Origin of the sequence: Pseudomonas sp. M2(2023), from assembly GCF_030263955.1 — a bacterium.
Lineage (GTDB): Bacteria > Pseudomonadota > Gammaproteobacteria > Pseudomonadales > Pseudomonadaceae > Aquipseudomonas > Aquipseudomonas asiatica.
On sequence record NZ_CP127114.1, the window covers coordinates 150,603 to 175,388 of the forward strand.

General features: G+C 64.1%; 20 protein-coding genes. 11 read left to right on the top strand and 9 right to left on the bottom strand.

Annotation, left to right across the window (positions count from 1 at the left end):
* The gene (locus QN085_RS00715; RefSeq protein WP_024087913.1) at nt 1-1,431 is read right to left on the bottom strand and encodes an aminotransferase-like domain-containing protein; all 1,431 of its coding nucleotides are present in this window, start codon (nt 1,429-1,431) and stop codon (nt 1-3) included.
* Nucleotides 1,432-1,609: 178 nt separating this feature from the next.
* Between QN085_RS00715 and QN085_RS00720 the strand changes: the two genes are divergently transcribed.
* Entirely contained in the window at nt 1,610-1,840 is a 231-nt protein-coding gene (locus QN085_RS00720) for a DUF1127 domain-containing protein (RefSeq protein ID WP_031324861.1), read from the top strand.
* Nucleotides 1,841-1,984: 144 nt separating this feature from the next.
* Here the strand turns inward: QN085_RS00720 and QN085_RS00725 are convergent, their stop codons facing one another.
* The gene (locus tag QN085_RS00725; RefSeq protein ID WP_023661560.1) at nt 1,985-3,277 is read right to left on the bottom strand and encodes an NAD(P)/FAD-dependent oxidoreductase; all 1,293 of its coding nucleotides are present in this window, start codon (nt 3,275-3,277) and stop codon (nt 1,985-1,987) included.
* A gap of 130 nt (nt 3,278-3,407) precedes the next feature.
* Here QN085_RS00725 and QN085_RS00730 point away from each other — a divergent pair, with 130 nt between their 5' ends.
* Nucleotides 3,408-3,761, top strand: a complete 354-nt coding sequence (locus QN085_RS00730; protein WP_013974780.1) for a YkgJ family cysteine cluster protein — start codon at nt 3,408-3,410, stop codon at nt 3,759-3,761.
* A 2-nt stretch (nt 3,762-3,763) separates the two neighbouring features.
* Here the strand turns inward: QN085_RS00730 and dadR are convergent, their stop codons facing one another.
* The gene (dadR, locus tag QN085_RS00735; RefSeq protein WP_003258963.1) at nt 3,764-4,252 is read right to left on the bottom strand and encodes a transcriptional regulator DadR; all 489 of its coding nucleotides are present in this window, start codon (nt 4,250-4,252) and stop codon (nt 3,764-3,766) included.
* Nucleotides 4,253-4,408: 156 nt separating this feature from the next.
* On the opposite strand from dadR, the gene dadA reads away from it, so the two are divergent.
* From dadA to QN085_RS00760, 5 genes are all read left to right on the top strand, one after another.
* Nucleotides 4,409-5,713 (top strand): D-amino acid dehydrogenase, encoded by a 1,305-nt coding sequence (gene dadA / locus QN085_RS00740; RefSeq protein WP_013974779.1) that lies wholly within the window; start codon nt 4,409-4,411, stop codon nt 5,711-5,713.
* A 146-nt stretch (nt 5,714-5,859) separates the two neighbouring features.
* Nucleotides 5,860-6,933 carry an alanine racemase gene (gene alr / locus QN085_RS00745; protein ID WP_041506316.1) on the top strand — a complete coding sequence of 358 codons (1,074 nt, stop codon included), beginning with the start codon at nt 5,860-5,862 and terminating at the stop codon, nt 6,931-6,933.
* A gap of 109 nt (nt 6,934-7,042) precedes the next feature.
* Nucleotides 7,043-7,591, top strand: a complete 549-nt coding sequence (locus QN085_RS00750; protein WP_013974777.1) for a cupin domain-containing protein — start codon at nt 7,043-7,045, stop codon at nt 7,589-7,591.
* Between the two features lie 154 nt (nt 7,592-7,745).
* Nucleotides 7,746-8,150 carry a c-type cytochrome gene (locus QN085_RS00755; protein WP_038408395.1) on the top strand — a complete coding sequence of 135 codons (405 nt, stop codon included), beginning with the start codon at nt 7,746-7,748 and terminating at the stop codon, nt 8,148-8,150.
* A 275-nt stretch (nt 8,151-8,425) separates the two neighbouring features.
* Entirely contained in the window at nt 8,426-10,288 is a 1,863-nt protein-coding gene (locus QN085_RS00760) for an acetyl-CoA hydrolase/transferase C-terminal domain-containing protein (RefSeq protein WP_023661561.1), read from the top strand.
* Between the two features lie 110 nt (nt 10,289-10,398).
* Here the strand turns inward: QN085_RS00760 and QN085_RS00765 are convergent, their stop codons facing one another.
* Together QN085_RS00765 and rep are read right to left on the bottom strand one after the other, a co-directional pair.
* Nucleotides 10,399-10,971, bottom strand: coding sequence for a xanthine phosphoribosyltransferase (locus tag QN085_RS00765; RefSeq protein WP_003253535.1), 573 nt, complete (start codon nt 10,969-10,971; stop codon nt 10,399-10,401).
* Nucleotides 10,972-11,035: 64 nt separating this feature from the next.
* Complete coding sequence (gene rep / locus QN085_RS00770; RefSeq protein ID WP_015272320.1) at nt 11,036-13,045, bottom strand: DNA helicase Rep; 2,010 nt, start codon at nt 13,043-13,045, stop codon at nt 11,036-11,038.
* Between the two features lie 253 nt (nt 13,046-13,298).
* Here rep and QN085_RS00775 point away from each other — a divergent pair, with 253 nt between their 5' ends.
* A complete protein-coding gene (locus QN085_RS00775; RefSeq protein ID WP_041506314.1) occupies nt 13,299-14,966 on the top strand; it encodes a putative bifunctional diguanylate cyclase/phosphodiesterase in 1,668 nt (555 codons plus the stop codon).
* Between the two features lie 100 nt (nt 14,967-15,066).
* On the opposite strand, the gene QN085_RS00780 is transcribed toward QN085_RS00775, so the two are convergent.
* Nucleotides 15,067-16,455 (bottom strand): NorM family multidrug efflux MATE transporter, encoded by a 1,389-nt coding sequence (locus tag QN085_RS00780; RefSeq protein ID WP_041506313.1) that lies wholly within the window; start codon nt 16,453-16,455, stop codon nt 15,067-15,069.
* 156 nt (nt 16,456-16,611) lie between these two features.
* Between QN085_RS00780 and QN085_RS00785 the strand changes: the two genes are divergently transcribed.
* Nucleotides 16,612-17,538, top strand: coding sequence for a LysR substrate-binding domain-containing protein (locus QN085_RS00785; RefSeq protein WP_013974772.1), 927 nt, complete (start codon nt 16,612-16,614; stop codon nt 17,536-17,538).
* A 113-nt stretch (nt 17,539-17,651) separates the two neighbouring features.
* Here the strand turns inward: QN085_RS00785 and hglS are convergent, their stop codons facing one another.
* Entirely contained in the window at nt 17,652-19,046 is a 1,395-nt protein-coding gene (gene hglS, locus QN085_RS00790) for a 2-oxoadipate dioxygenase/decarboxylase HglS (RefSeq protein WP_023661327.1), read from the bottom strand.
* Between the two features lie 203 nt (nt 19,047-19,249).
* A complete protein-coding gene (locus QN085_RS00795) occupies nt 19,250-20,140 on the bottom strand; it encodes a LysR family transcriptional regulator (RefSeq protein WP_013974770.1) in 891 nt (296 codons plus the stop codon).
* 136 nt (nt 20,141-20,276) lie between these two features.
* Between QN085_RS00795 and amaB the strand changes: the two genes are divergently transcribed.
* Both amaB and amaA read left to right on the top strand, forming a co-directional pair.
* Complete coding sequence (amaB, locus tag QN085_RS00800) at nt 20,277-21,767, top strand: L-piperidine-6-carboxylate dehydrogenase (protein ID WP_023661328.1); 1,491 nt, start codon at nt 20,277-20,279, stop codon at nt 21,765-21,767.
* 167 nt (nt 21,768-21,934) lie between these two features.
* Nucleotides 21,935-23,221 (top strand): L-pipecolate oxidase, encoded by a 1,287-nt coding sequence (gene amaA, locus QN085_RS00805; RefSeq protein ID WP_013974769.1) that lies wholly within the window; start codon nt 21,935-21,937, stop codon nt 23,219-23,221.
* 108 nt (nt 23,222-23,329) lie between these two features.
* On the opposite strand, the gene QN085_RS00810 is transcribed toward amaA, so the two are convergent.
* The gene (locus tag QN085_RS00810) at nt 23,330-24,757 is read right to left on the bottom strand and encodes a mechanosensitive ion channel family protein (protein WP_274396188.1); all 1,428 of its coding nucleotides are present in this window, start codon (nt 24,755-24,757) and stop codon (nt 23,330-23,332) included.
* Nucleotides 24,758-24,786 lie beyond the last annotated feature (29 nt).

The following is a 24,786-nucleotide window of genomic DNA, read 5'->3' on the forward strand; positions in this document are numbered from 1 at the left end:
TTACGCGCCGGCGCTTTCTTCTTCCAGTAGACGAAGGGCGGTTTCACCAACCCTGCGCACGGCAGCTTCGATCTGCGGCGTGGGCCGTGCGGCGAAGTTCATGCGCAGGCAGTGGCGGAACTTGCCCGAGGCCGAGAAAATACTGCCCACGGCAACCTGCACGTCCTGCTCCAGTAAAGCCCGGTTCAGGCGCAGCGTATCGAAATGTTCGGGTAATTCCACCCACAGCATGAAGCCACCTTGCGGTCGACTGACCCGGGTGCCCGCCGGGAAGTAGCGGGTCACCCAGTCGCTCATCAGGTCGCGGCCACGCTGGTACTGGCTGCGCATGCGCCGTACGTGGGGCTGGTAGTGCCCGCCGGCGATGAAGTCGGCAATGGCCAACTGCGGCTGGCTGGCCGTGCTTCCGGTGCTGATGTATTTCATGTGCAGCACCCGCTCCAGGTAACGACCGGGCGCTACCCAACCAACCCGCAGGCCGGGGGCGAGGGTCTTTGAGAAAGAGCTGCAGAGCAACACGCGGCCGTCGTCGTCAAACGACTTGACGGTGCGTGGGCGCGGGTAGGTGTAGGCCAGGTCGCCGTATACATCATCTTCCAGGATGGCCACATCGTAGCGCTGGGCCAGGCTCAGCAGTGCCTTCTTGCGAGCCTCGGGCATGATGTAGCCGAGAGGGTTGTTGCAGCTGGGGGTGATCTGGATGAGCTTGATCGGCCACTGCTCCAATGCCAGCTCCAGCGCCTCCAGGCTGATGCCGGTAACCGGGTCTGTGGGGATTTCCAGGGCTTTCATGCCCAGGCCCTTGAGGGTTTGCATGGCGCCGTGGAAGCTGGGGGAGTCGACCGCGACGATATCGCCCGGCTCGCATACCGCTCGAATGCTGCAGGACAGCGCCTCATGGCAGCCAGTGGTAATCACCAGGTCAGCCGGGCCAAGGCGGCAGCCGGAGTCGAGCATCAGCCGGGCCACCTGTTCGCGCAGGGCCATGTTGCCGTGGATGTTGTCGTAGTACAGCCCGGGCATGTCCTGCCGCCGGCTCAGTTGGGCAAGGCTGCGCAGCAGTGGCTTGAGGGTGGGGCTGTCGATGTCGGGCATGCCGCGACCGAGTTGAATCACGCCCTGGCGTGGGGTACTGCGCACCAGCTCGAGCACCTGCTCCCATTGCGAGATGTCCACCGGGCGCTGGGCCGGGCGGCTGACGGCGGGCAGGGCCGGCAGGTGGCGGTGGTCGTTGACGAAGTAGCCGGACTTGGGCCGGGGCGAGACCATGCCGCTGTCTTCCAGCATGCGGTAGGCCTGCTGCACGGTGCTCAGGCTGACCCCGTGCTCCACACTCAGGGCGCGCACTGACGGCAGGCGCTGGCCGGGGCGGTAGAGGCCCTGTTCGATACGGGCACCGAGCAGTTCGGCGAGGTTCAGGTAAAGGGTCACGGCATACTCCTGCGCTGCAATAGCGTGGCGACCGGTACAGTTGCGCTGAAAATACAGCATTCAGTCGGCCTGCGGCCAATTCTGTATGGGAATAATAAGGCTGTATTGGATCTGTATTGCCGGTGCTGTCGACGCGCATGCTTTCTCCACAGTATCAACTGAACGAGAGGATGCGGTGATGGGTGGCATGAGCGATGTGCGCTTGCAACTGTTGGCCAAGGAACTGGAAGCCGGGCAGCAAGCAAAGGTGTTCAACGCGCCGAAAGGGTTGGGGCGTTGGGGGCTGATGCTGCATCGCTGGCACACCCGCAGGGCGCTGCTGCAGTTGACCGATGACGAGTTGCGCGATGTCGGGCTGAGCTGGGAGCAGGCCCGGGCCGAAGGGCGTAAGCCCTTCTGGAAGGACTGATGCGATCGTTGTGGGAGCGGCCTTGTGTCGCGAAAGGGCCGCACAGCGGCCCCAGGATATTTGCATCACTGCATGAATTGCCGGGGCTGCTTCGCAGCCCTTTCGCGACACAAGGCCGCTCCCACAAGGGGCAGTGCGCAGCTTTCAGATCAGCTCTTTCAGGCGATACCACAGCATCCCCAACGCCAGCAGCGGCGAGCGCAGGTGCTGGCCGCCGGGGAAGGTGATGTGCGGCACCTTGGCAAACAGGTCGAAACGCCCGCTTTCCTGGCCGCTGATGGCCTCGCCGAGCAGGCGTGCAGCCAGGTGGGTGGCGTTGAGCCCATGGCCGGAGTAGGCCTGGGCGTAATACACGTTCGGCTGGCTTGCCAGGCGGCCAACCTGCGGCAGGCGGTTGGCGCCGATGCCGATCATGCCGCCCCACTGGTAGTCGATGCGCACGTCGGTCAGTTGCGGGAACACCTTGAGCATCTTCGGCCGCATATAGGCGGCGATGTCCTTCGGGTCGCGGCCCGAATAGTGGCAGGCACCGCCGAACAACAGGCGCTGGTCGGCGGACAGGCGGTAGTAGTCCAGTGCCACGCGCTGGTCACATACCGCCATGTTCTGCGGTAGCAGCGAACGGGCACGTTCTTCGCCCAGTGGCTCGGTGGCGATGATGTAGCTGCCGGCTGGCAGCACCTTGCCGCCCAACTCGCGGTTGAGGTCGTTATGGTAGGCGTTGCAGCACAGCACCAGGGTTTTGGCGCGTACCCGGCCTTGGGCGGTGTGCACCTGTACTTCCGGGCCGTAGTCGATGCGTGTGACCTCGGACTGCTCGAACAGCTTCACGCCCAGGCGGCTGGCCACGGCAGCCTCACCCAGGGCCAGGTTGAGCGGGTGCAGGTGCCCGGAACCCATGTCGACCAGCCCGCCGACATAACAGTCGGCACCGACCACGCTGTGGATATCGTCCTTGCCGACCAGGCGCAGTTCATGTGCGTAGCCAAGGCTGCGCAGTTCTTCAGCATCCTCGGCAAAGCCCAGCAGCTCGGCGGGTTTGTTGGCCAGGTCGCAGTAACCCCAGGTCAGGTCGCAGGCGATGGCATGCCTTTCGACGCGCTCGCGGACGATCTGCACCGCTTCCAGGCCCATCAGTTTCAGGCTGCGCACGCCTTCCTCGCCGATGATCGGGAGGAATTGCTCCAGGCCGTGGCCGACGCCACGGATCAGTTGCCCACCATTGCGCCCGCTGGCGCCCCAACCGAGCTTGCGCGCCTCCAGCAGGATGACCGAAAAGCCGCGCTCGGCCAGTTCGATGGCGGTGTTCAGGCCCGAGTAGCCGCCGCCAACGATACACACATCGGCGCTGTGCTCGCCCTGCAGGAAGGAGTGGTCGGGGTGTGGCGCGCTGCTGGCGGCGTAGTAGGAGGCGGCGTGCTGCGCGCTGTGGATCATTGGGCAGGTCCTGAGGCTGGTGGGCTGAGGGGAGGAGGATAAGCCGGGGTAGGGTGGTGGGCAACAAGGCGAGGGCTGCGCCCGCGAATGGGCCTATAATCTGGCCAATTTACTAGTTTTGAACCCAGCCATGTCCTGCAACCGCCACAAGATCCACTTCCTGCGCGAACTCATCCCTTCCTTCGAGTGCGAGCCCGGCTGCCACGACTGCTGCGGCCCGGTCACCACTTCGGCGGAAGAAATGGCCCGCCTGCCGCGCAAGTCCCAGGCCGAGCAGGACGCCGCCCTGGAGCGCCTGGACTGTGTGCACCTGGGCCCCAACGGCTGCACGGTGTATGAAGAGCGCCCGATGATCTGCCGCCTGTTCGGCACCACCCCGCGCCTGGCCTGCCCGCGTGGCCGTGGCCCTGAACAGATGATCGAGCCCGCTGCCGAGCAGCTGGTCCACCAGTTCATTGCCACCACCCGCCAAGTGCTGGTCTGACTTCAGTCCGGGATCGGCAGGCAAAGGCTCTCCTTCACCTCTTCCATCACGATGTAGCTCTTCGATTCGCGCACGTGCGGCAGCTTCAGCAGGATGTCGCCGAGCAGTTTGCGGTACGAGGCCATCTCGGAAATACGCGCCTTCACCAGGTAGTCGAAGTCGCCTGAAACCAGGTGGCATTCCAGCACGTGGGGCAGTTTCAGCACCGCGCGGCGGAACTCCTCGAAGGTGTCGCCCGATTTGTAGTCCAGGCTGATTTCCACGAACACCAGCAGGCTGCCCTTGAGGTGCTGCGGGTTAAGGCGGGCGTTGTAGCCCATGATGATGCCCTCGCGCTCCAGGCGGCGGACCCGCTCGGTGCAAGGGGTGGTGGAAAGCCCAACTTTCTCGCCCAGTTCGGTGAAGGAAATACGCCCGTCATTCTGCAGGATACGCAGGATGTTACGGTCGATCTTGTCCAGTTCACGCTTGCTCTGGTGCTGGGTTCTCATAGGGGATGCCCCTCCGTGAAAGGCGATTTTGCCGAGAATTCTCGCCAATAATAGGCTTTTATATAGTGAATTGCACTGCCTTCAAATTCCTATACTGCGCGCATTCATGCCATTTCAATAAAAGTCTGCGGCGCGCCGCGTGCGAGGGATAAAACGATGCGAGTTCTGGTACTTGGTAGCGGTGTGATCGGAACCGCCAGTGCCTACTATCTGGCCCGGCAAGGTTTCGAAGTAACGGTGGTCGATCGCCAGCCGGCGGTGGCCATGGAAACCAGCTTTGCCAACGCCGGCCAGATCTCGCCCGGCTATGCCTCGCCCTGGGCCGCCCCAGGCGTGCCGCTGAAGGCCATCAAATGGCTGCTGGAGCGCCACGCGCCCCTGGCCATCAAGCTCACCGGCGACGTCGACCAGTACCTGTGGATGGCACAGATGCTGCGCAACTGCACCGCCAGCCGTTACGCGGTGAACAAGGAGCGCATGGTGCGCCTGTCCGAGTACAGCCGTGACTGCCTCGACGAACTGCGCGCCGAAACCGGCATCGCCTACGAAAACCGCAGCCTGGGCACCACCCAGCTGTTCCGTACCCAGGCCCAGGTGGATGCCGCGGCCAAGGACATTGCCGTTCTGGAGCAGTCCGGCGTGCCTTACGAGCTGCTTGACCGCGACGGCATTGCCCGCGTCGAACCGGCCCTGGCTGGCGTCAAGGACATCCTGGCCGGCGCCCTGCGCCTGCCAAACGACCAGACTGGCGACTGCCAGCTGTTCACCACCAAGCTTGCCGAAATGGCCGTGAAGCTGGGCGTGGAGTTCCGCTTCGGCCAGGACATCCAGCGCCTGGACTTCGCGGGTGACCGCATCAATGGCGTATGGATCGACGGCAAGCTGGAAACCGCCGACCGCTACGTGCTGGCGCTGGGCAGCTACTCGCCGCAGATGCTCAAGCCGCTGGGCATCAAGGCCCCGGTGTACCCGCTGAAGGGCTACTCGCTGACCGTGCCGATCACCAACGCCGACATGGCCCCGACCTCGACCATTCTCGACGAGACCTACAAGGTTGCCATTACCCGTTTCGACAACCGTATCCGCGTCGGCGGCATGGCTGAGATCGCCGGTTTTGACCTGTCGTTGAACCCGCGTCGGCGCGAAACGCTGGAGATGATCGTCAACGACCTTTATCCTCGCGGCGGTGATCTGAGCCAGGCTAGCTTCTGGACCGGCCTGCGCCCGGCGACCCCGGACGGCACGCCGATCGTTGGTGCCACGGCGTTCCGCAACCTGTTCCTGAACACCGGTCACGGTACTTTGGGCTGGACCATGGCGTGCGGCTCCGGTCGCCTGCTGGCCGACCTGATTGCGCGCAAGAAGCCGCAGATCAGTGCCGAAGGCCTGGACATTTCCCGTTATGGCAACAGCCCGGAAGTGGCCAAGCACGGGCAGACTGCGCCGGCTCACCAGCAGTAATAGCCTGCACCGGCCTCTTCGCGGCTAAAGCCGCTCCCACAGGGATCGCATGTGCTTGGGCATTGTGCGGTCCCCTGTGGGAGCGGCTTTAGCCGCGAAGAACCCAACACCGTTTTCAACCTGTGAACCACCATAAGGCAGCCGCCATGCGTCCCGCCCGCGCCCTGATCGACCTCCAGGCCCTGCGCCACAACTACCGTCTGGCCCGTGAACTGACCGGTGCCAAAGCCCTCGCCGTGATCAAGGCCGACGCCTACGGCCACGGCGCCGTGCGCTGTGCCCTGGCCCTGGAGGCCGAAGCCGACGGCTTTGCCGTGGCCTGCATCGAAGAAGCGCTGGAGCTGCGCGCCGCCGGTATCAAAGCCCCGGTGCTACTGCTGGAAGGTTTCTTCGAAGCCAGCGAACTGGCCCTGATCGCCGAGCACGACCTGTGGTGCGTAGTGCACTCGCTGTGGCAACTGGAAGCGATCGAAAAGACCCAGCTGCACAAGCCGCTCACCGTCTGGCTCAAGCTCGACAGCGGCATGCACCGCGTCGGCCTGCACCCCAAGGACTACCACGAGGCCTACCAGCGCCTGCTGGCCAGCGGCAAGGTCGCGCGCATCGTGCTGATGAGCCACTTCGCTCGCGCCGACGAACTGGATGCCGACGCTACCGCCCAACAGATCGCCGTGTTCGAGGCCGCCCGCCAGGGCCTGGCCGCCGAGTGCAGCCTGCGCAACTCCCCCGGTGTGCTGGGCTGGCCGCAGGCCCCCAGCGACTGGGTGCGCCCGGGCCTGATGCTGTACGGTGCCACACCGTTCGAAGTGGCCCAGGCCGAGGCCGAGCGCCTGCAACCGGTGATGACCCTGCAATCGCGGGTGATCAGCGTGCGCGAACTGCCTGCCGGCGAGCCGGTGGGCTATGGCGCCAAGTTCGTCAGCCCACGGCCAACCCGCGTTGGTGTGGTTGCCATGGGCTATGCCGATGGCTACCCGCGCCAGGCGCCCAACGGTACCCCGGTGCTGGTCGCTGGCAAGCGCACACAACTGATCGGCCGAGTATCGATGGATATGCTCAGCATCGACCTGACCGACGTGCCGGAAGCCACCGTCGGCAGCCCCGTCGAACTGTGGGGCAAGCATGTGCTGGCCAGTGAGGTGGCTGCGCACGCGGGTACCATTCCGTACCAGATTTTCTGCAACCTGAAGCGAGTACCGCGGGACTACATCGGCGAATGACACGCTGAAGCGGACAGGTTGAAGGGCGGTGTGTTGTAAATACTGAACGGCATTGCCATGATATCGTTCACATCCACCCCCCTTTCCACCGTTTCAGGAGGCTCCAGCTTTGGACGTCGGCGAACGACTGCAAGCCATCCGCAAGCTCAAGGGCCTGTCCCAGCGTGAACTCGCCAAGCGTGCCGGCGTGACCAACAGCACCATCTCGATGATCGAGAAGAACAGCGTGAGCCCGTCGATCAGCTCGCTGCGCAAGGTGCTGAGCGGCATTCCCATGTCGATGGTCGAGTTCTTCTCGGTCGAACTGGAACCTGAAAGCCCCACGCAGATCGTCTACAAGGCTCATGAGCTGATCGATATCTCCGACGGTGCGGTGACCATGAAGCTGGTCGGCAAGTCGCACCCCAACCGTGCCATCGCCTTTCTCACCGAGGTGTATCCACCGGGTGCCGACACGGGCGCCGAAATGCTTACCCATGACGGTGAAGAAACCGGCATCCTGCTCGAAGGCCGCCTGGAGTTGGTGGTCGGCAACGAGATCTTCATCCTTGAAGAGGGCGACAGCTACTACTTCGAAAGCACCCGCCCGCACCGCTTTCGCAACCCGTTCGACCGGCCGGCGCGGCTGATCAGTGCGGCGACGCCTTCAAACTTTTGATCCAGCGCAGTGCATTGATTCGGCAATACCCCTTTCCCGTGTGGGGTCGTTTCACGGCATCTGGGTTCCCGCTATACTTTTCAACGCTCGCCGATCCGTGGCCGCGAGCGTGATTAGCCACCATGAGGGTGTTCGCGTGAACCAAATCAAGAAGATGCTGGCCGTACCAGCAGCCGTATTCGCCCTCTGGGCAATGAGCGCAACCGCTGCGACCAACGATGACATCGCCAAGCGCCTGGAGCCGGTTGGCCAGGTGTGCGTCCAGGGCCAGGAGTGCAAGGGCATGGAAGTGGCCGCCGCCGCAGGTGGCGGTGGTGCCAAGACGCCGGACGAGATCATCGCCAAGCACTGTAATGCCTGCCATGGCTCCGGCCTGCTCGGCGCACCGAAGATTGGCGATACCGCGGCGTGGAAGGAACGCGCCGACCACCAGGGTGGCCTGGACGGCATCCTGGCCAAGGCCATTACCGGCATCAACGCCATGCCACCGAAAGGCACCTGCGCAGACTGCTCGGATGACGACCTGAAAGGGGCGATCAAGAAAATGTCCGGGCTGTGAGAAACAGCTGAATTGCATGAGGCCCGCCATTGATGGCGGGCTTTGTTTTTGTGGTGCCTGTGCCGGCCCTTTCGCGGCTAAAGCCGCTCCCACAGGTACAGTGCAGGCTTCAAGGATTGTGGGGCCCCTGTGGGTACTCACAGGTGCAGCACAGGACTCAAGGGCAGTGAGGTCTCTGTAGGAGCGGCTTTAGCCGTGAAAGGGCCGGCACAGGCAACCAACCCACCAAAGCCCATGTCCAACCCCTGAACCCATGGATGTCTCAGGAGGCCCCGATGCACCTCTGCTCCATCGACCAGGCCGTCGAGCAAGTCCTGTCGCGCCTGCCAGCCCACATCCACATGGGCCTGCCGCTGGGCCTGGGCAAGCCCAACGCCTTCGTCAATGCGCTTTACGCCCGCATCCGCGAGCTGCCCGAACGGCGCCTTACTATCTACACCGCCCTGTCCCTCGGCCGCCCGCCACTGGGCGATGGCCTGCAGCGGCGCTTTCTCGAGCCCTTCGTCGAGCGCGTCTTCGCCGACTATGAAGAACTTACCTACCTCGCCGACCTGCGCAACGACAGCCTGCCGCCGAACATCCAGGTGGAACAATTCTTCATGCAGCCCGGCAGCCTGCTGCACAGCGATTCGGCCCAGCAAAGCTACATCAGCAGCAACTACAGCCACGCAGCACGTGACATCAACGCCAAGGGCCTGAACCTGATCGCGCAGTTGGTGGCCGCCACGCCCGAGAGACCGGTGCACCTGAGCCTGGCCTGCAACCCCGACATCACCCTCGACCTGCTGCCGATGATCGCCAAGCGCCGCGCTGCCGGCGAGACCATCCTCATGCTCGGCCAGGTGCATGCCGAGCTGCCTTACATGCCGGGTGACGCCGAGCTACCCATCGATACGTTCGACCTGCTGATCGATACAGCCGAGCAACGCCGCCTGTTCTCCACGCCGAACATGCCGGTCAACACCCAGGACCACTGCATCGGCCTGCACGCCAGCAGCCTGGTTCGCGACGGCGGCACGCTACAGATCGGCATTGGTGCCATGGGCGATGCGGTAGCTGCCGCATTGCTGGCGCGCCAGGGTGACAACGCCGGTTATCGTGCTGTGCTCGACGCGCTGGGTGTTGGCTCGTGGCAAGCGTTGATCGAACGGAAAGGGGGCCTGGATACCTTCGCCCAAGGCCTGTACGGCTGCAGCGAGATGTTCGTCAACGGCTTGCTGGCGCTGGCCGAAGCGGGCCTGTTGCGGCGCCCGGCGGACGAGCAGGTGGCGGCAGTGCTGCATGGCGGTTTCTTCCTCGGCCCCCAGGCGTTCTACCAGCGCTTGCGCGACATGCCGCTGGAACAGCGCGCACGGTTTGCCATGACGCGTATCAGCTTCATCAACGAGCTGTACGGGCAGGAGGAGCTCAAGCGCCGCCAACGCCGTGATGCGCGCTTCATCAACAGCGTATTCGGCATGACCCTGCTCGGCGCTGGGGTGGCTGACCAGCTGGAGGATGGCCGAGTACTCAGTGGCGTGGGCGGGCAGTACAACTTCGTCGCCCAGGGCCATGCGCTGGAGGGCGGGCGTTCGATCCTGCTGCTGCGCAGCTGGCGTGAGGCGGGCGGGGAGGTGACCTCGAACCTGTTCTGGAACTATGGCCATTGCACCATCCCCCGGCACCTGCGCGATATCGTGGTGACCGAGTACGGCATTGCCGACCTGCGTGGGCAGACCGACAGCGAGGTGATTGCGCGGTTGCTGGCGGTATGTGATTCGCGGTTCCAGCAGGGGCTGATCGAGCAGGCAAAGGATGCCGGCAAGCTGGCCAAGGATTTTCAACTGGAGGTGTGCTTTACCGACAATACGCCGCAGCGGCTGGAGGCGATCAGGGCGCGGCATTCGCGGTTGTTTCCGGAGTATCCGCTGGGCACGGACTTTACGGCTGAAGAGCGGGATTTGCTGCGGGCGCTGAACTGGTTGAAGAGCAAGTTCAAGCTGAGCGAGGTGCTGGAGCTGGGCAAGGCAGCGCTGGATGCGCCGGGGCCCGAGGGCTACGCGAGGCATCTTGTGCGGATGCAGCTGGATCAGCCGCAGGGGCTGAAGGAAGAGCTTTACCAGCGGTTGCTGCTGGCGGGTTTACAGGCTGCAAAATAAACACTCGGACATACTGTCCCCTGTGGGAGCGGGTTTACCCGCGAATGCGATGGCGCATCCCAAATCGCATTCGCGGGTAAACCCGCTCCCACAGAGATCGCGTAGCGGCCTTATTCGATGAAGGACACCACACCACCTTCCAGCGACTTCACCCGGGCCAGCGACTCGACGCGATAGCCCTGGCTGTCCAGCTCGGCACGGCCGCCCTGGAACGACTTCTCGATCACGATACCCAGGCCGGCCACGGTGGCGCCGGCCTGCTTGATGATCGAGATCAGGGCCTGCGACGCCTTGCCATTGGCCAGGAAGTCGTCGATCACCAGCACGCGGTCGCTGCTGTTCAGGTGACGCGGCGAGATGGCCACGGTGTTCTCGGTCTGCTTGGTGAAGGAATACACCGAGGCGGTCAGCAGGTTCTCGGTCAGGGTCAGCGACTGGTGCTTGCGGGCGAAAATCACCGGCACGCCCAGCTTCAGGCCAGTCATCACCGCCGGGGCAATGCCCGAGGCTTCGATGGTGACGATCTTGGTCACGCCCGCGTCGGCGAACAGGCGGGCGAACTCGTCACCGATCAGCTGCATCAGCGCCGGATCGATCTGGTGGTTGAGAAACGCGTCGACTTTGAGAACCTGATCGGAAAGCACGATGCCTTCTTCGCGAATCTTCTGATGCAGTGCTTCCACTTTGTTTTCCTCGATGTAGCAAAGGTGGCCGCAAATAGCGGCAAAGTTAAAGAGTAATGGTTGATCAGCGTTTGAGCATTGCCCGGATATCGGCCAAGGCGTTGTTGCCCCGTGCAGCCTTTACCTCGACCGGCGCATCGTCCAGGCCTTCCCAGGCCAGGTCGTCCGGTGGCAGTTCGTCGAGGAACCGGCTGGGCGTGCAGTCGATGATTTCACCGTACTGCTTGCGCTTGGCGGCGAAGGTGAAGGCCAGGGTCTGGCGCGCGCGGGTGATGCCCACGTAGGCCAGGCGGCGTTCCTCTTCGATGGTGTCGGCCTCGATGCTGGAGCGGTGCGGGAGGATTTCCTCTTCCATGCCCATGATGAACACGTATGGGAATTCCAGGCCCTTGGAGGCATGCAGGGTCATCATCTGCACACCTTCGGCGTTCTCTTCCTCTTCCTGCTGGCGCTCGAGCATGTCGCGCAGCACCAGCTTGCCGATGGCGTCCTCGATGGTCATGTCACCCTCTTCGTCCTTCTCGAGGGTGTTCTTCAGCGCTTCGACCAGGAACCAGACGTTGCTGATGCGGAACTCGGCCGCCTTGTCGCTGGCGGTCTGCTGGCGGATCCAGTTCTCGTAGTCGATATCGCGGATCATCTCGTGCAGCGCGGCAATCGGGTCTTCCAGGGCAACCTTGTGGCGCACCCCGTCCAGCCAATGCTTGAAGCGCTGCAAGCGCTCGGTATAGCGGGCGTCCAGATGCTCGCCCAGGCCAAGCTCCTCGCTGGCGGCGTACATCGAAATACCGCGTTCGGTGGCGTAGTTGCCGAGCTTTTCCAGGGTGGTGGAACCGATCTCGCGGCGCGGTACGTTGATCACCCGCAGGTAGGCGTTGTCATCGTCCGGGTTCACCAGCAGGCGCAGGTAGGCCATCAGGTCCTTGACCTCCTGGCGGCCGAAGAAGCTGTTGCCGCCCGACAGGCGATATGGCACCTGGTGGTGCTGCAGCTTCAGTTCGATCAGCTTGGCCTGGTAGTTGCCGCGGTAGAGGATGGCAAAGTCGCTGTACGGGCGGTTGGTGCGCAGGTGCAGGGTGAGGATTTCCATGGCCACGCGTTCGGCCTCGGCTTCCTCGTTCTTGCAGCGGATGACGCGGATCTCGTCGCCCACGCCCATCTCGCTCCACAGCTGCTTCTCGAACGCGTGCGGGTTGTTGGCAATCAGCACGTTGGCGCAGCGCAGGATGCGGCTGGTGGAGCGGTAGTTCTGCTCCAGCATCACCACCTTCAGGGAGGGGTAGTCCTCCTTGAGCAGCATCAGGTTTTCCGGCCGGGCGCCACGCCAGGCGTAGATCGACTGGTCGTCGTCGCCTACCACGGTGAACTGGTTGCGCATGCCGATCAGCATCTTCACCAGCAGGTACTGGCTGGCGTTGGTGTCCTGGTATTCGTCCACCAGCAGGTAGCGCACGCGGTTCTGCCAGCGCTCCAGCACATCGGGGTGCTCCTGGAACAGCTTGACCGGCAGCAGGATCAGGTCGTCGAAGTCCACCGCGTTGAACGCCTTGAGCGTGCGCTGGTAGTGGGTGTAGACGATGGCGGCAGTCTGCTCGCGCGGGTTGCGCGCCTTCTCCAGGGCCTCGGCGGGCAGGATCAGGTCGTTCTTCCAGGCACCGATCATGTTCTTGATCTCGTCGATGCCGTCGTCGCCGGAGTATTCCTTCTGCATGATGTCCGACAGCAACGCCTTGATGTCGGACTCGTCGAAGATCGAGAAACCCGGCTTGTAGCCCAGGCGCTCGTGCTCCCTGCGGATGATGTTCAGGCCCAGGTTGTGGAATGTGCACACAGTCAGGCCGCGGCCTTCCCCCGGGCGCAGCAGGGTGGCGACCCGTTCCTTCATCTCGCGGGCGGCCTTGTTGGTGAAGGTCATCGCCACGATGTACTGGGCACGGATGCCGCAGTTCTGGATGAGGTGGGCAATCTTGCGCGTGATCACGCTGGTCTTGCCCGAGCCTGCACCGGCGAGCACCAAAAGAGGGCCGCCGACATAGTCACGGGCTTCCTGCTGCCGGGGATTGAGTCGGGACATGCTAGAAACCGGGGGTCGCCAGAAAATAGCCGCGCATTCTAACAGGCATGGGGCGTTTGTGGCGCGACCGTCTGACGTCTGAGTCAAATATGTAAACGGGATTTGCCGGCTGGCGCAGTTTCGCGCAGGATGCACGACAAAATACGTCGGGATGCTACACCCGTAAAAACATGTATTAAATTGAAAATCATTTTCATTAATGCAGTAGCATACCTGGCAGTTTCCGTTGCACCGTGAAGCCTAAGGAGCCCGCTTGTCCACGCCTGTCGAACCATTGCGTTTGCTGCTGTTGGCCGATGAGCCGGAATGGGGCGCGCTGCTACGCGATTGCATGCCTGCCCAGGGTGGCAGCGCCGTGCTGCTGACGGCGCCGAACTGGGACTCGGTCGACAGCCTGTTCAACCAGGACCGCCAGGCTGTCGTGCTGGCAACCCCGGCCCTGCAGCCCGCGCCTGGACGCTGCGAGCTGCCGACCATCCTGCTGCTCGACCGCGAGCCTCAGTTAGCGCCCAGCGCCGTCAGTGACTGGCTGGTGCGTGACCAGCTCAATGCCGACACCTTGCGTCGCTCGCTGCGCCATGTGCGCGAGCGCGGCGTGCTGGTGGCCACCTTGCAGCGCCTGGCCGAGCAGGACCCGCTGACCGGCATCGCCAACCGCCAGGGCTTCCAGGCCTTGCTGACCGCGCGCCTGGCCGAGAACGACGGCCGTGGCCTTGCCCTCGGCCACCTGGACCTGGACAACTTCCGCCACGTCAACGACGCCCTTGGCCACCAGAGCGGCGACCGCCTGATCCTGCAGGTGGTGGCGCGGCTGAAACAGCAACTGGAGGCGGGCGACCAACTGGCGCGCCTGGGCAGCGACGAGTTCGCCCTGCTGATCGACACCCGACGCGACCCCAACCGTGCCGAGTGGATTGCCGAGCGGATTGTCGAGGCGTTGGCCGAACCCTACTGGATTGACGGCGAAAGCCTGCTGCTGGGCTGCAGCCTGGGCCTGGCCCATGCCTGCGCCCAGGGTGGTGCCGACCCGCTGATGTGGCATGCGCACATCGCCATGCGCCAGGCCAAGGGCAGCCAGGGTTGCACCTTCCATGTGTTCAACGAGCGTATCAATCGCAACGCCCGTAGCCTTGCCGATCTGGAAAGCGAATTGCGCCGCGCCCTGCGCCGGGACGAGCTGGAGCTGCATTACCAGCCGCGGTTGAACCTGGCCGACGGGCGCATCGTCGGCCTCGAGGCGCTGGTGCGCTGGCGGCATGCCGAGCGCGGCCTGTTGCCGCCCAGCGAGTTCGTGCCGCTGGCCGAGCAGAGCGGCCTGATCGTGCCGCTGGGCTACTGGGTGATTTCCCGAGCCCTGCGCGACATGCAGGCGCTGTGCGAGCGCGGCCTGGAGCCGCTGCACATGGCGGTCAACCTGAGCTTCCGCCAGTTTCAGGACAGCCAGTTGCTGGCGACCTTGAGCCGCCTGATTCTCGAACATGGCGTGGATGCCCGCTGGCTCGAATTCGAGCTCACCGAAACGGCGGTGATGCGCCGCAACGAGCTGGTACGCCAGACCATGGACGCCCTGGGGCGCCTGGGCGTGCGCTTCTCGCTCGATGATTTTGGTACCGGGTTCTCTTCGTTCGTGCACCTAAACAGCCTGCCGATCACCTTGCTCAAGGTGGACCGGAGCTTTGTCGCGGAGATGGAAATGCGCGAGGAGAACCGCAAGCTGGTGCACGCCATGATCAACCTGGCGCACAACCTCAACCTGGAGGTGGTGGCCGAAGGGGTGGAGAGCGAAGAGCAGATGGCGTTGCTGCGCGGGTTTGGCTGTGACCAGGTGCAGGGCTTCCTGGTCAGCAAGCCGCTGCCGGTGGCGGAGTTGATGGAGTTCTTGCTGCAGGCGACCGGCTGCCAGTTGGGCACAGCCCTTTAGGGCCCTTTCGCGGGTGAACCCGCTCCCACAGGCTTTGCACAGGATTCAGACCCTGCGCAGTCCCTGTGGGAGCGGGTTTACCCGCGAAGAGGCCCGCAAGTCAGGCCGAAGCCGTCGCCGCTCCACCAATCCCGGCCTTGCCCAAAAGCCGCTTCATCCGCCACTCAAAGCCAAAGGTCAGTGCCACCGCCGCACACGCCAGCCCCAACGCCAGCCCCCACCACACCCCGACCGCGCCACCGCCCAGGGTAAAGGTGAACAGCCAGGCGCTCGGCGCCCCCACCAGCCAGTAGCACACCAGCCCGATCAGGAAGGTCGTCTTGGCATCCTTCAGCCCACGGATCGAGCCCATCGCGATCGTCTGCATGCCATCGAACAGCTCGAACCACGCAGCCACCATCAGCAACTGCACCGCCAGCTGGAAGATCGCCGCAAATGCCGGGTCGTCACGGTCGATGAACAGCCCCACCAGCGCATCGGGCAGCAGCCAGAACAGCGCGGCGAAGGCAAACATGATCATCGCCCCGAAGCCTATGCCCACCCGCCCGGCACTGCGCGCCGCCAGCAGGTTGCCGGCGCCGTAGTACAGCCCCACGCGCATGGTCACCGCATACGACAACCCGGTCGGCACCATGAACGCCGTGGAGACGATCTGCAGGGCGATCTGGTGCGCCGCCAGCTCGGTACTGCCCAGCACGCCCATGCACAGCGCGGCAAAGGCGAACAGGCCGACTTCCACCATGTAGGTGCCGCCAATCGGCAGGCCCAGCCGCCACAGCTCGCGCAGGGCCGGCAGCGAAGGGCGCGACAGGCCCTTGCGCAGTGGGTAGGGGGCATAGGCCGGGTGCCAGCGGATATACAGCGCCAAGGCAATGGCCATGCCCATCGACACCACCGCGGTGACCAGGCCGATGCCCATCAGGCCCAGCTTGGGCAGGCCGAACATGCCTTCGATCAATGCCACGTTGAACAGGTAGTTGAGTACCGTGCCGACCAGGCTGATGACCATCACCGGGGTTGAGCGGCCCAGCGCGCTGGTGAAGCCGCGCAAGGCCATGAAGGTCAGGTAGCCGGGCAGCGCCAGTGGCAGCAGGGTGAGGAATTCGGCGGCCGAGGCAACGTTCTCGGGCTTTTGCCCGAACTGCAGCAGTACCGGTTCAAGGTTCCACAGCACCAGCGCAGCGAACAGCGCCAGGCCCCAGGCCAGCCACAGGCCACCCTGCGCCAGGCGGGTGGCGCCTTCGATGTCGTTGGCGCCCTTGCGAATGGCCACCAGGGTGCCGACCGCAGCGATCACGCCAAGGCAGAAGATCGACACGAACGAGTAGCTCGCCGCGCCCAGGCCGCCACCAGCCAGGGCTTGCGGGCTGATGCGGGCCATCATCAGGGTATCGGTCAGCACCATCAGCATGTGCGCCAACTGCGAGGCGATCAGCGGCCCGGCCAGGCGCAGCAAAGCCTTGAGTTCTGTGGTGGGCGCGACATGCATGGGGGCAGTCCTTTTCCTGGGGTGATCAACGAAGGGCGATTCTGAGGCTTTGGTCAACTTTGCACAAAAGGATAAAAGCGATCATTGGCATGAGTCTGACTCATGTATATATGCTTCCCGGTGATTCATTTCTCAGCCCCGTATGGCAGGTGCCTCATGTCCCGTCAGCTCCCCCCGCTGTATGCCCTGCGCGCATTCGAAGCCGCCGCGCGGCTAAGCTCCTTCACCCGTGCCGGCGAAGAGCTGTCGATTACCCAGAGCGCGGTCAGCCGGCATATCCGCACGCTGGAGGAGCATTTTGCCTGCCGCCTGTTCGTGCGCAGTGGCCGCAGCCTGCAACTGACCGAAGCGGCGCGGGTGCTGCTGCCCGGTGTGCGTGAAGGCTTTGCCGCGCTGGAACGGGCTTGCGATACCTTGCGCGGTGAGGATGACATCCTGCGCATGAAGGCTCCCTCGACCCTGACCATGCGCTGGTTGCTGGCGCGCCTTAGCCGCTTTCGCCACTTGCAGCCTGGCAACGAAGTGCAGCTGACCAGCGCCTGGATGGATGTCGACCATGTGGACTTCAACCAGGAGCCGTTCGATTGCGCGGTGTTGCTCAGCGACGGGGTGTTCCCGCCGGAATGGGAAGTGCGCAGGTTGTTCCCGGAGCTGCTGATCCCCGTGGGTGCGCCGGACCTGCTCGACGAAGAACCCTGGGACGAGCGTCGGCTGGCCTGCATCGAGCTGCTGCACCCCACGGTGGACAAGCGCGACTGGCGGGAATGGTTGGAGCGCATGGGGTTGAGTGACAAGGTTTCGCTCAAGGGCGGGCAGGTATTCGACACTCTGGAGCTGGGCATGATTGCCGCGGCGCGTGGCTATGGCATTTCCATGGGTGATTTGCTGATGGTGGCCGAGGATGTCGCGCAAGGACGCCTTAGCCTGCCTTGGCCGACGGCGGTGCCCAGCGGGATGGATTATTACCTGGTGTGGCCGCGCACTCGGCCAGGGGGCGAGCGGTTGCGACGTTTGAGCGCGTTTCTGGAAGAGGAGGTGGCGGCGATGGATTTGCCGGATGTGCAGATCCTGCCGGCCCTTTGATCGCCTGTACCGGCCTCTTCGCGGGTAAACCCGCTCCCACAGGCTCGGTGCAGGCCTTGAGGCCAGTACTGTACCGGTGGGAGCGGGTTTACCCGCGAAGAGGCCGCAATGCCTTACATCGAGCCCAGGTTCAACGCCTGTGCACACGCCTGCAGCGACCGACGCTCGCTCTGCGCATACAGCGCCAGCTCATCCTGCACCTGCAGCCCCAGCGCCGCTTCGAACGCATCGCGGTTGGCGTTGCTGCCGTACTCGGCCTGCGCATCGTCACCCAGGTTGGACTGGAAGATCCCCGCCGCGCTCACCGGCAGGAAGTCCTCGTACACCAACGCCTCGAAGTGCACATGGCCAGCCTCGATCAGCCCTTCCAGTGTGGTCGGGCGGTCATCCTGGTCACGCGCAGCCAGGCCTTTCTCGGTGGCGAAGTAGCGGAAGTAGGCCAGCCCTTGTTCACGCATCTGTGCCAGGTCATCCGGGAACTCGGCAAAGGTGTCCTTCAACAACGCCATGTAGCGTTCGGCATTGGCCTCGGCCGGGGCGCCACCCAGGGCGGCGCGGGTGGCGTCGAGCAGCTTGTCGTACAGCTGGCGGCCTTTCGGCGTCAGCGCCGCGCCGCGTTGCTCGATTTCGCCAAAGCGCGCGGTGTGGCTGCCTTCGCTGCCCTGCTGGTCGCTGAACGCGACCTTTTCCTGCAGGGCTTTGAAGCTGGTCTGGCGCAGCAGGATCGGGTGGCGGCGGGTGGGCGGGCCTTCGACCACGGCCTTTGGCGGGATGCCCTTGGCCGGCATGCCGAGCTGGATTGCATCGATGTCAAGGGTGCGCGGGGTCAGATGGTTGATGTGCGGGCCCTTGAAGGCCACCACATCGGCGATCAGGCGGTGCTGGTCGTGCAACTGCTGGTACTGCTCGGCAGTGACGGTGGCGTCATGGTGCCAGCGGAAGGTGTGCAGCGCTTCTTGCACGAACACCTCGGCATCGGCGGCATTCAGGCCACCATCGCGCTCGCATTGGTCGATCAGCTCTAGGGCGCGGGCGCTGAAGATCTGGCGCTTGGCCAGGATGCTCTCTGCCAGCTCGCGCAGCTGCGGGTTGTCGATCAGTTCCAGGCGCAGCAGCGAGGTGAACACGCGGAACGGGCTGACGTGCAGCGACTGCTCGTGCACCGCGCGGAAGGCGGTGGAATGCACCGGCACACCGGCGGAACTGAGGTCGTAGTAGCCGACTGGCTGCATGCCCATGACCGCGAACAACCGGGCGATGGTGGCCAGCTCTGCGGCGGTGCCGACACGGATGGCACCGTGGCGCTCCTGATCCAGGCGCTCGATTTCGCCGGTCCAGCGCAGGGCCTCGGCAACCTCGGGTTGCTGGGCCATGACCTGCTGGTTGATTTCGCTCACCAGCTCCAGCAGCGTGCCGTACAGGGGCACTTCCTGTTTGTACATGAGCGACATGGCGGCAGAGAACTGCGCGCGGATGCTGTCGGGGCTGACGAAATCGTGGGCGGGCATCGCTAGCTTCCTGGTTGGGTTCGGACGCTTACATGAAAGCTGGGAATGCACTTTGCTCACAAGCGAAAAAAAGTGAGTGTGTCATTCCTTTTTTGATCGACCTCAAGGGCCCTTTCGCGGGTAAACCCGCTCCCACAGGGTACCTCACAGGGTTCAGGCCTTGCGTGATACCTGTGGGAGCGGGTTTACCCGCGAAGAGACCCTCAGGTCGATAGCTGCTCACGAATCCATTCCACCAACGCCCTTACCTTGGGCACCTCCGCCGCATGCTCGGCATACGCCAGGTAATGCGCCCCGGCACTGCGCATCGCATGGTTCCACGGCACCACCAAACTCCCCTCGGCCAGCTCCTTCGCCGCCAGGTAGCGCGGCACCAACGCCACCCCGCACCCGGCCTGCGCCGCGCTCAAGGCCATGTAGAAGGTATCGAAGCGCGGCCCGTGGTAGGCACTGACGCTCTGCAAACCCAACTCCAGGAACCACTCGTGCCAGGCCTCTGGCCGCGAGGTGCTCTGCAGCAACACCAGTTCGGCCAGCTCTCCGGCATCGTTCAGTTCACGCCCGGCCAGCAACTCCGGCGCACATACCGGCACCACCTCTTCACCGAACAGCTCCATGCAGGTGGCCCCCGGCCAAGTGCCCTGGCCATAGAAGAACACCACGTCCGCCGAGCCCTGCAGCAGGGCGAAAGGCTCCATCTCGTTGCGGATGTCCAGGTGGATGTTGTTGTGGCGCTTGCCAAAACCCTTGAGGTGCGGGATCAACCAGCGCACGCCAAAACTCGGCTGAGTGGCTACCTTCAATATCTCGGTCTGCTCGCCGTAGGTGAGCACGTAGCGGCTGGACATATCCACCTGAGTGAGGATCTTGTTGACCTCGGCCAGGTACAGGCTGCCCGCCGGCGTCAGCTGCAGGCGGCGACGGATACGCAGGAACAGGTGGTGGCGCAGCATGTCTTCAAGCTGCGCCACCTGCTTGCTGACCGCGCTCTGGGTCAGGTGCAGCTCTTCGGCGGCACGGGTAAAGCTCAAATGGCGGGCTGCAGCTTCGAAGCACTGCAGGGCGGTCATGGAGGGCACCAGGCGTTTGGACATAGCGGTCTCTGCGGCTCAAATCATTACCTGACGGAATGATATGCGGAATAAAGGTCGTTTGTTGCACCGGTGTGATCGGATTAATACTGATCCACATCATTTTTCCACCCCATCACCCGATGTAGGAGATGCACAAATGGTTGCTGGACTGCTCGAGCGCCTTGGCGTTGCTGCCGAGGCTTACACCCAGGGCGACTACCCTGTTCACACGCCGATCGACGGCAGCCAGATCGCCTCGGTGAAACTGCTCGGCAAGGCCGAGACCATCGCCCGCATCGATCAGGCCCAGAGCGCCTTCGAAGCCTGGCGCAGCGTGCCGGCCCCGCGCCGTGGCGAGCTGGTGCGCCTGTTCGGCGAAGTGCTGCGTGAGCACAAGGCCGACCTCGGCGAGCTGGTTTCGATCGAAGCCGGCAAAATCACCCAGGAAGGCCTGGGCGAAGTGCAGGAAATGATCGACATCTGCGACTTCGCCGTTGGCCTGTCGCGCCAGCTGTACGGCCTGACCATCGCTTCCGAGCGCCCTGGCCACCACATGCGTGAAACCTGGCACCCGCTGGGCGTGGTCGGCGTGATCAGCGCCTTCAACTTCCCGGTCGCAGTCTGGGCCTGGAACACTGCCCTGGCCCTGGTCGCCGGTAACTCGGTGGTATGGAAACCGTCCGAGAAGACCCCGCTGACCGCCCTGGCCTGCCAGGCGCTGTTCGAAAAAGCCCTGAAAGCCTTCGGTGATGCCCCGGCTGGCCTGGCACAACTGGTGATCGGCGGCCGTGAAGCCGGCGAAGCCATGGTCGACGACCCGCGCGTACCGCTGGTCAGCGCCACCGGCAGCACCCGCATGGGGCGCGAAGTCGGCCCACGTGTGGCTGCCCGCTTCGGCCGCAGCATCCTCGAGCTGGGTGGCAACAACGCCATGATCCTGGCCCCGAGCGCCGACCTCGACCTGGCCGTGCGTGGCATCCTGTTCTCCGCAGTCGGCACCGCCGGCCAGCGTTGCACCACCCTGCGCCGCCTGATCGTGCACCGTTCGATCAAGGACGAAGTGGTTGACCGCGTCAAAGCCGCCTACGGCAAGGTGCGCATCGGTGACCCACGCAAGGACAACCTGGTGGGCCCGCTGATCGACAAGCAGTCGTTCGACGCCATGCAGGGCGCGCTGGCCAAGGCCCGTGACGAAGGTGGCCAGGTATTTGGTGGCGAGCGTCAGCTGGCCGACCAGTACCCGAACGCCTACTACGTATCGCCTGCCATCGCCGAAATGCCGGCGCAGAGCGACGTGGTGCGCCACGAAACCTTCGCCCCGATCCTGTACGTGCTGGCCTACGACGACTTCGAAGAGGCCCTGCGCCTGAACAACGAAGTGCCACAAGGCCTGTCGTCGTGCATCTTCACCACCGACATCCGTGAGGCAGAACGCTTCCAGAGCGCTTCGGGCAGCGACTGCGGCATCGCCAACGTCAACATCGGTACCAGCGGCGCCGAGATCGGCGGTGCGTTCGGTGGCGAGAAGGAGACTGGTGGTGGCCGTGAGTCCGGTTCGGACGCCTGGAAAGGCTACATGCGTCGCCAGACCAACACCGTGAACTACTCGCGCGAACTGCCGCTGGCGCAGGGTATCGTGTTCGACTGATCGGCTGATGCTGCATGGCCGGGGGCCTGGCCCCCGGTTCGCGGGTAAACCCGCTCCCACAGGTACAACACAGTTCTTGAAACCTGTGATGCACCTGTGGGAGCGGGTTTACCCGCGAATGGGCCGCACAACGGCCCCAAACAAGAACAAATTGCTGGAGCCGGGCCATGTCCGAACTGCGTCAAGAATGCTTGTGGGAATTCGTCAGCAAACCGACCGTCGCCGCCCAAGCCCTGGCCGGTGAGCACAAGGCCGATGTCTGTGTGATCGGCGGCGGCATTACCGGCCTGTCGGCGGCCATCCACCTGCTCGAACAGGGCAAGTCGGTGATCCTGCTGGAGGCCTGGAAGATCGGTCACGGTGGCTCCGGGCGCAACGTCGGCCTGGTCAACGCCGGCACCTGGATCCGCCCCGACGATGTCGAGGCCACCCTCGGCCTGCAGCAGGGCAGCCGCCTGAACAAGGTGCTCGGCGAAGCCCCGGCCGAAGTGTTCGCCATGATCGAACGCCTTGGCATCGACTGCCAGGCCCAGCACAAAGGCACGCTGCACATGGCGCACAACGCCACCGGTATCGCCGACCTGGAGGCCCGCCACGAACAATGGCGCCGCCGTGGTGCCGACGTGGAGCTGCTGACCGGCGCCCAGTGCCAGGAATACTGCGGTACCGACAAGATTTCCGCCGCGCTGCTCGACCGCCGCGCCGGCACCATCAACCCCATGGGCTACACCCAGGGCCTGGCCGCAGCGGTGGCACGCCTGGGTGGCAAGCTGTTCCAGCAGTCTTCGGTCGAAGGCCTGGAGCGTGACGGCGATGCCTGGCGGGTGAAGACCGCACGTGGTTCGGTGCGCGCCGACAAGGTGGTGATTTCCACCGGCGCCTACACCGAAGGCGACTGGAGCAACCTGCAGAAGCAGTTCTTCCGTGGCTACTACTACCAGGTGGCATCCAAGCCGTTGCAGGGTGCTGCAGCCGACAAGGTGCTGCCACATGGCCAAGGCTCATGGGACACCCGCACCGTGCTCAGCAGCATCCGTCGCGACGACCAGGGCCGCCTGCTGCTCGGCAGCCTGGGCCGGGTCGACAACAAGCCGGCGTGGTTCGTGCGCAGCTGGGCTGACCGCATCCAGAGCCACTATTACCCGGAGCTGGGCAAGGTCGAGTGGGAAATGCACTGGACCGGTTGCATCGACTTCACCCCAGACCACCTGATGCGCCTGTTCGAACCGGCGCCGGGGCTGGTGGCGGTGACCGGGTACAACGGGCGCGGCAATACCACCGGGACCGTGATCGGCCGGGCGTTCGCCGAGTTCCTGCTGAAGGGGGAGGCGGGCAGCCTGCCGATTCCGTTCTCGCCGATGAAGGGCGTGAGTGCGCCCTCGTTGCGGACTGCGTTCTACGAGTCCGGGTTCTCGCTGTACCACGCGGGGCAATGCCTAAGGGTTGTGTTGTAAATACTGGCCTCTTCGCGGGTAAACCCGCTCCCACAGGTACTGCGCAGCGTTCAGATTTTGCGCGCTCTCTGTGGGAGCGGGTTTACCCGCGAAGAGGCCGGCACAGGCTTACTTGTGCAACCAGCTGAGAAAACCGCCCTTCTTGATCGAAACCGGCTTCTGCAGCAACAACGACTCCCGGCTCTGCCGCCGAAACCGCTGCAACTTGCTCAACGCCGTCTGCACATCGCCGCGTTGCACCAGGCAGCTCTTCACCTGCTCCTTGTCGATCCGGTACAGCACGCAACCGGTCAATGTGCGGAATTCGGCAAACGACTGCTCATCGTCGATGATCCCCTCGATCCCGAGCACCTCGCCCGGCCCCATGCGCCCGGCCTCGACCAGCTTGTCGCCATCGCGAATCGACGCCGAAACCACCCCGCTGCCAATCACCAGCAAATGATCGGAATGCTCGCCCACGCCCAGGATTACCTGGTCGGCCAGGTATTCCACCGCCGTCATACGCTGGCTCAACGCATCGCGCTCTTCAGCGCTCAGCGAGCGGAACACCCGCACCTCGTCCAGCACCTCGCGCTGGCGGCTGCGTGGTGGCATGGCCAGGTCGGTGTTCCACATTACCCCGCTGGCCTCCAGGTGCCGGTGGGCCAGGTCGAACAGTTGGTTGCGCGCGGCGCCCTTGGCGCCCGCGTCGGCCACGAAGCCGCTGGCTTCGTACTCCACTGATTCCAGCGTCGAGGCTTTCACCGTCACCTTTGGTCTTGGTGTAGCCAGGATGGCACTGACGCCTTGCAAGGCTTTTTCCAGAGCATCGAACACCCGTTTGGGCCGCACCTTGGCCGGTACCACCACGCTGACCGACACCCCGTGCACATCGGCCGGGCGGCTGTGGTTGAGCAGCCGGGCCTTGGCCGCCACCGAGTTGGGGATCACCGCCAGGCTGCCGGTGCTGGTGAGCAGGCGGGTGGCACGCCAGTCGATTTCCAGCACCTTGCCTTCGGTGTTATCGATGGAGATCGAGTCGCCAATCTGATACGGCCGCGTGGTGTTCAGGATGATGCCACTGAACACGTCGGCCAATGTGCTCTGCAGCGCCAGGCCGATGACGATGGCCATTACCCCCGATGTAGCCAGCAGGCCCTTCACCGGCAACTGCAACACATAACCTGCGGCGGCGACCACCGCAGCCAGGAAGATCAGCGCCCCCAGCACATCCTGCAGCAAACGCCCGCCATGGCTGCCACGGGCACCCAGCAACAGGCCGAACACCACCGTCACCGTGCGTGCGCCGAACAGCCACCAGCCGATCGCCAGTACCGTGGCGATCAGGTTGCGCGAGACATCATCGGGCCAGGGGGGTGGTTGCATCGGGCTCATGCCGGCAGCCACCAGTACCGAGCTGAACAGCAGGAACAGCACCAACCGCGTGCCGATACGCCAGGCGCGTTGCTGGAGAGGAATCAGTTGCCAGAGCACGAGGTCGAGCAGGACCAGGGCGGTGCCGAGCAACAACGGGTATGACTGGATGAACGCCAGCATGGTGGTCTCGGGTGAGGGGAGGGTTGTGG

Coding starts and splice junctions, on each gene's coding strand:
- amaA (WP_013974769.1), top strand. CDS start 21,935: ATGTCCGAACTGCGTCAAGAATGCTTGTGGGAATTCGTCAGCAAACCG.
- QN085_RS00785 (WP_013974772.1), top strand. CDS start 16,612: ATGTCCCGTCAGCTCCCCCCGCTGTATGCCCTGCGCGCATTCGAAGCC.
- QN085_RS00760 (WP_023661561.1), top strand. CDS start 8,426: ATGCACCTCTGCTCCATCGACCAGGCCGTCGAGCAAGTCCTGTCGCGC.
- dadA (WP_013974779.1), top strand. CDS start 4,409: ATGCGAGTTCTGGTACTTGGTAGCGGTGTGATCGGAACCGCCAGTGCC.
- QN085_RS00780 (WP_041506313.1), bottom strand. CDS start 16,455: ATGCATGTCGCGCCCACCACAGAACTCAAGGCTTTGCTGCGCCTGGCC.
- QN085_RS00795 (WP_013974770.1), bottom strand. CDS start 20,140: ATGTCCAAACGCCTGGTGCCCTCCATGACCGCCCTGCAGTGCTTCGAA.
- dadR (WP_003258963.1), bottom strand. CDS start 4,252: ATGAGAACCCAGCACCAGAGCAAGCGTGAACTGGACAAGATCGACCGT.
- QN085_RS00755 (WP_038408395.1), top strand. CDS start 7,746: ATGCTGGCCGTACCAGCAGCCGTATTCGCCCTCTGGGCAATGAGCGCA.
- rep (WP_015272320.1), bottom strand. CDS start 13,045: ATGTCCCGACTCAATCCCCGGCAGCAGGAAGCCCGTGACTATGTCGGC.
- QN085_RS00720 (WP_031324861.1), top strand. CDS start 1,610: ATGGGTGGCATGAGCGATGTGCGCTTGCAACTGTTGGCCAAGGAACTG.
- alr (WP_041506316.1), top strand. CDS start 5,860: ATGCGTCCCGCCCGCGCCCTGATCGACCTCCAGGCCCTGCGCCACAAC.
- amaB (WP_023661328.1), top strand. CDS start 20,277: ATGGTTGCTGGACTGCTCGAGCGCCTTGGCGTTGCTGCCGAGGCTTAC.
- QN085_RS00810 (WP_274396188.1), bottom strand. CDS start 24,757: ATGCTGGCGTTCATCCAGTCATACCCGTTGTTGCTCGGCACCGCCCTG.
- hglS (WP_023661327.1), bottom strand. CDS start 19,046: ATGCCCGCCCACGATTTCGTCAGCCCCGACAGCATCCGCGCGCAGTTC.
- QN085_RS00730 (WP_013974780.1), top strand. CDS start 3,408: ATGTCCTGCAACCGCCACAAGATCCACTTCCTGCGCGAACTCATCCCT.
- QN085_RS00725 (WP_023661560.1), bottom strand. CDS start 3,277: ATGATCCACAGCGCGCAGCACGCCGCCTCCTACTACGCCGCCAGCAGC.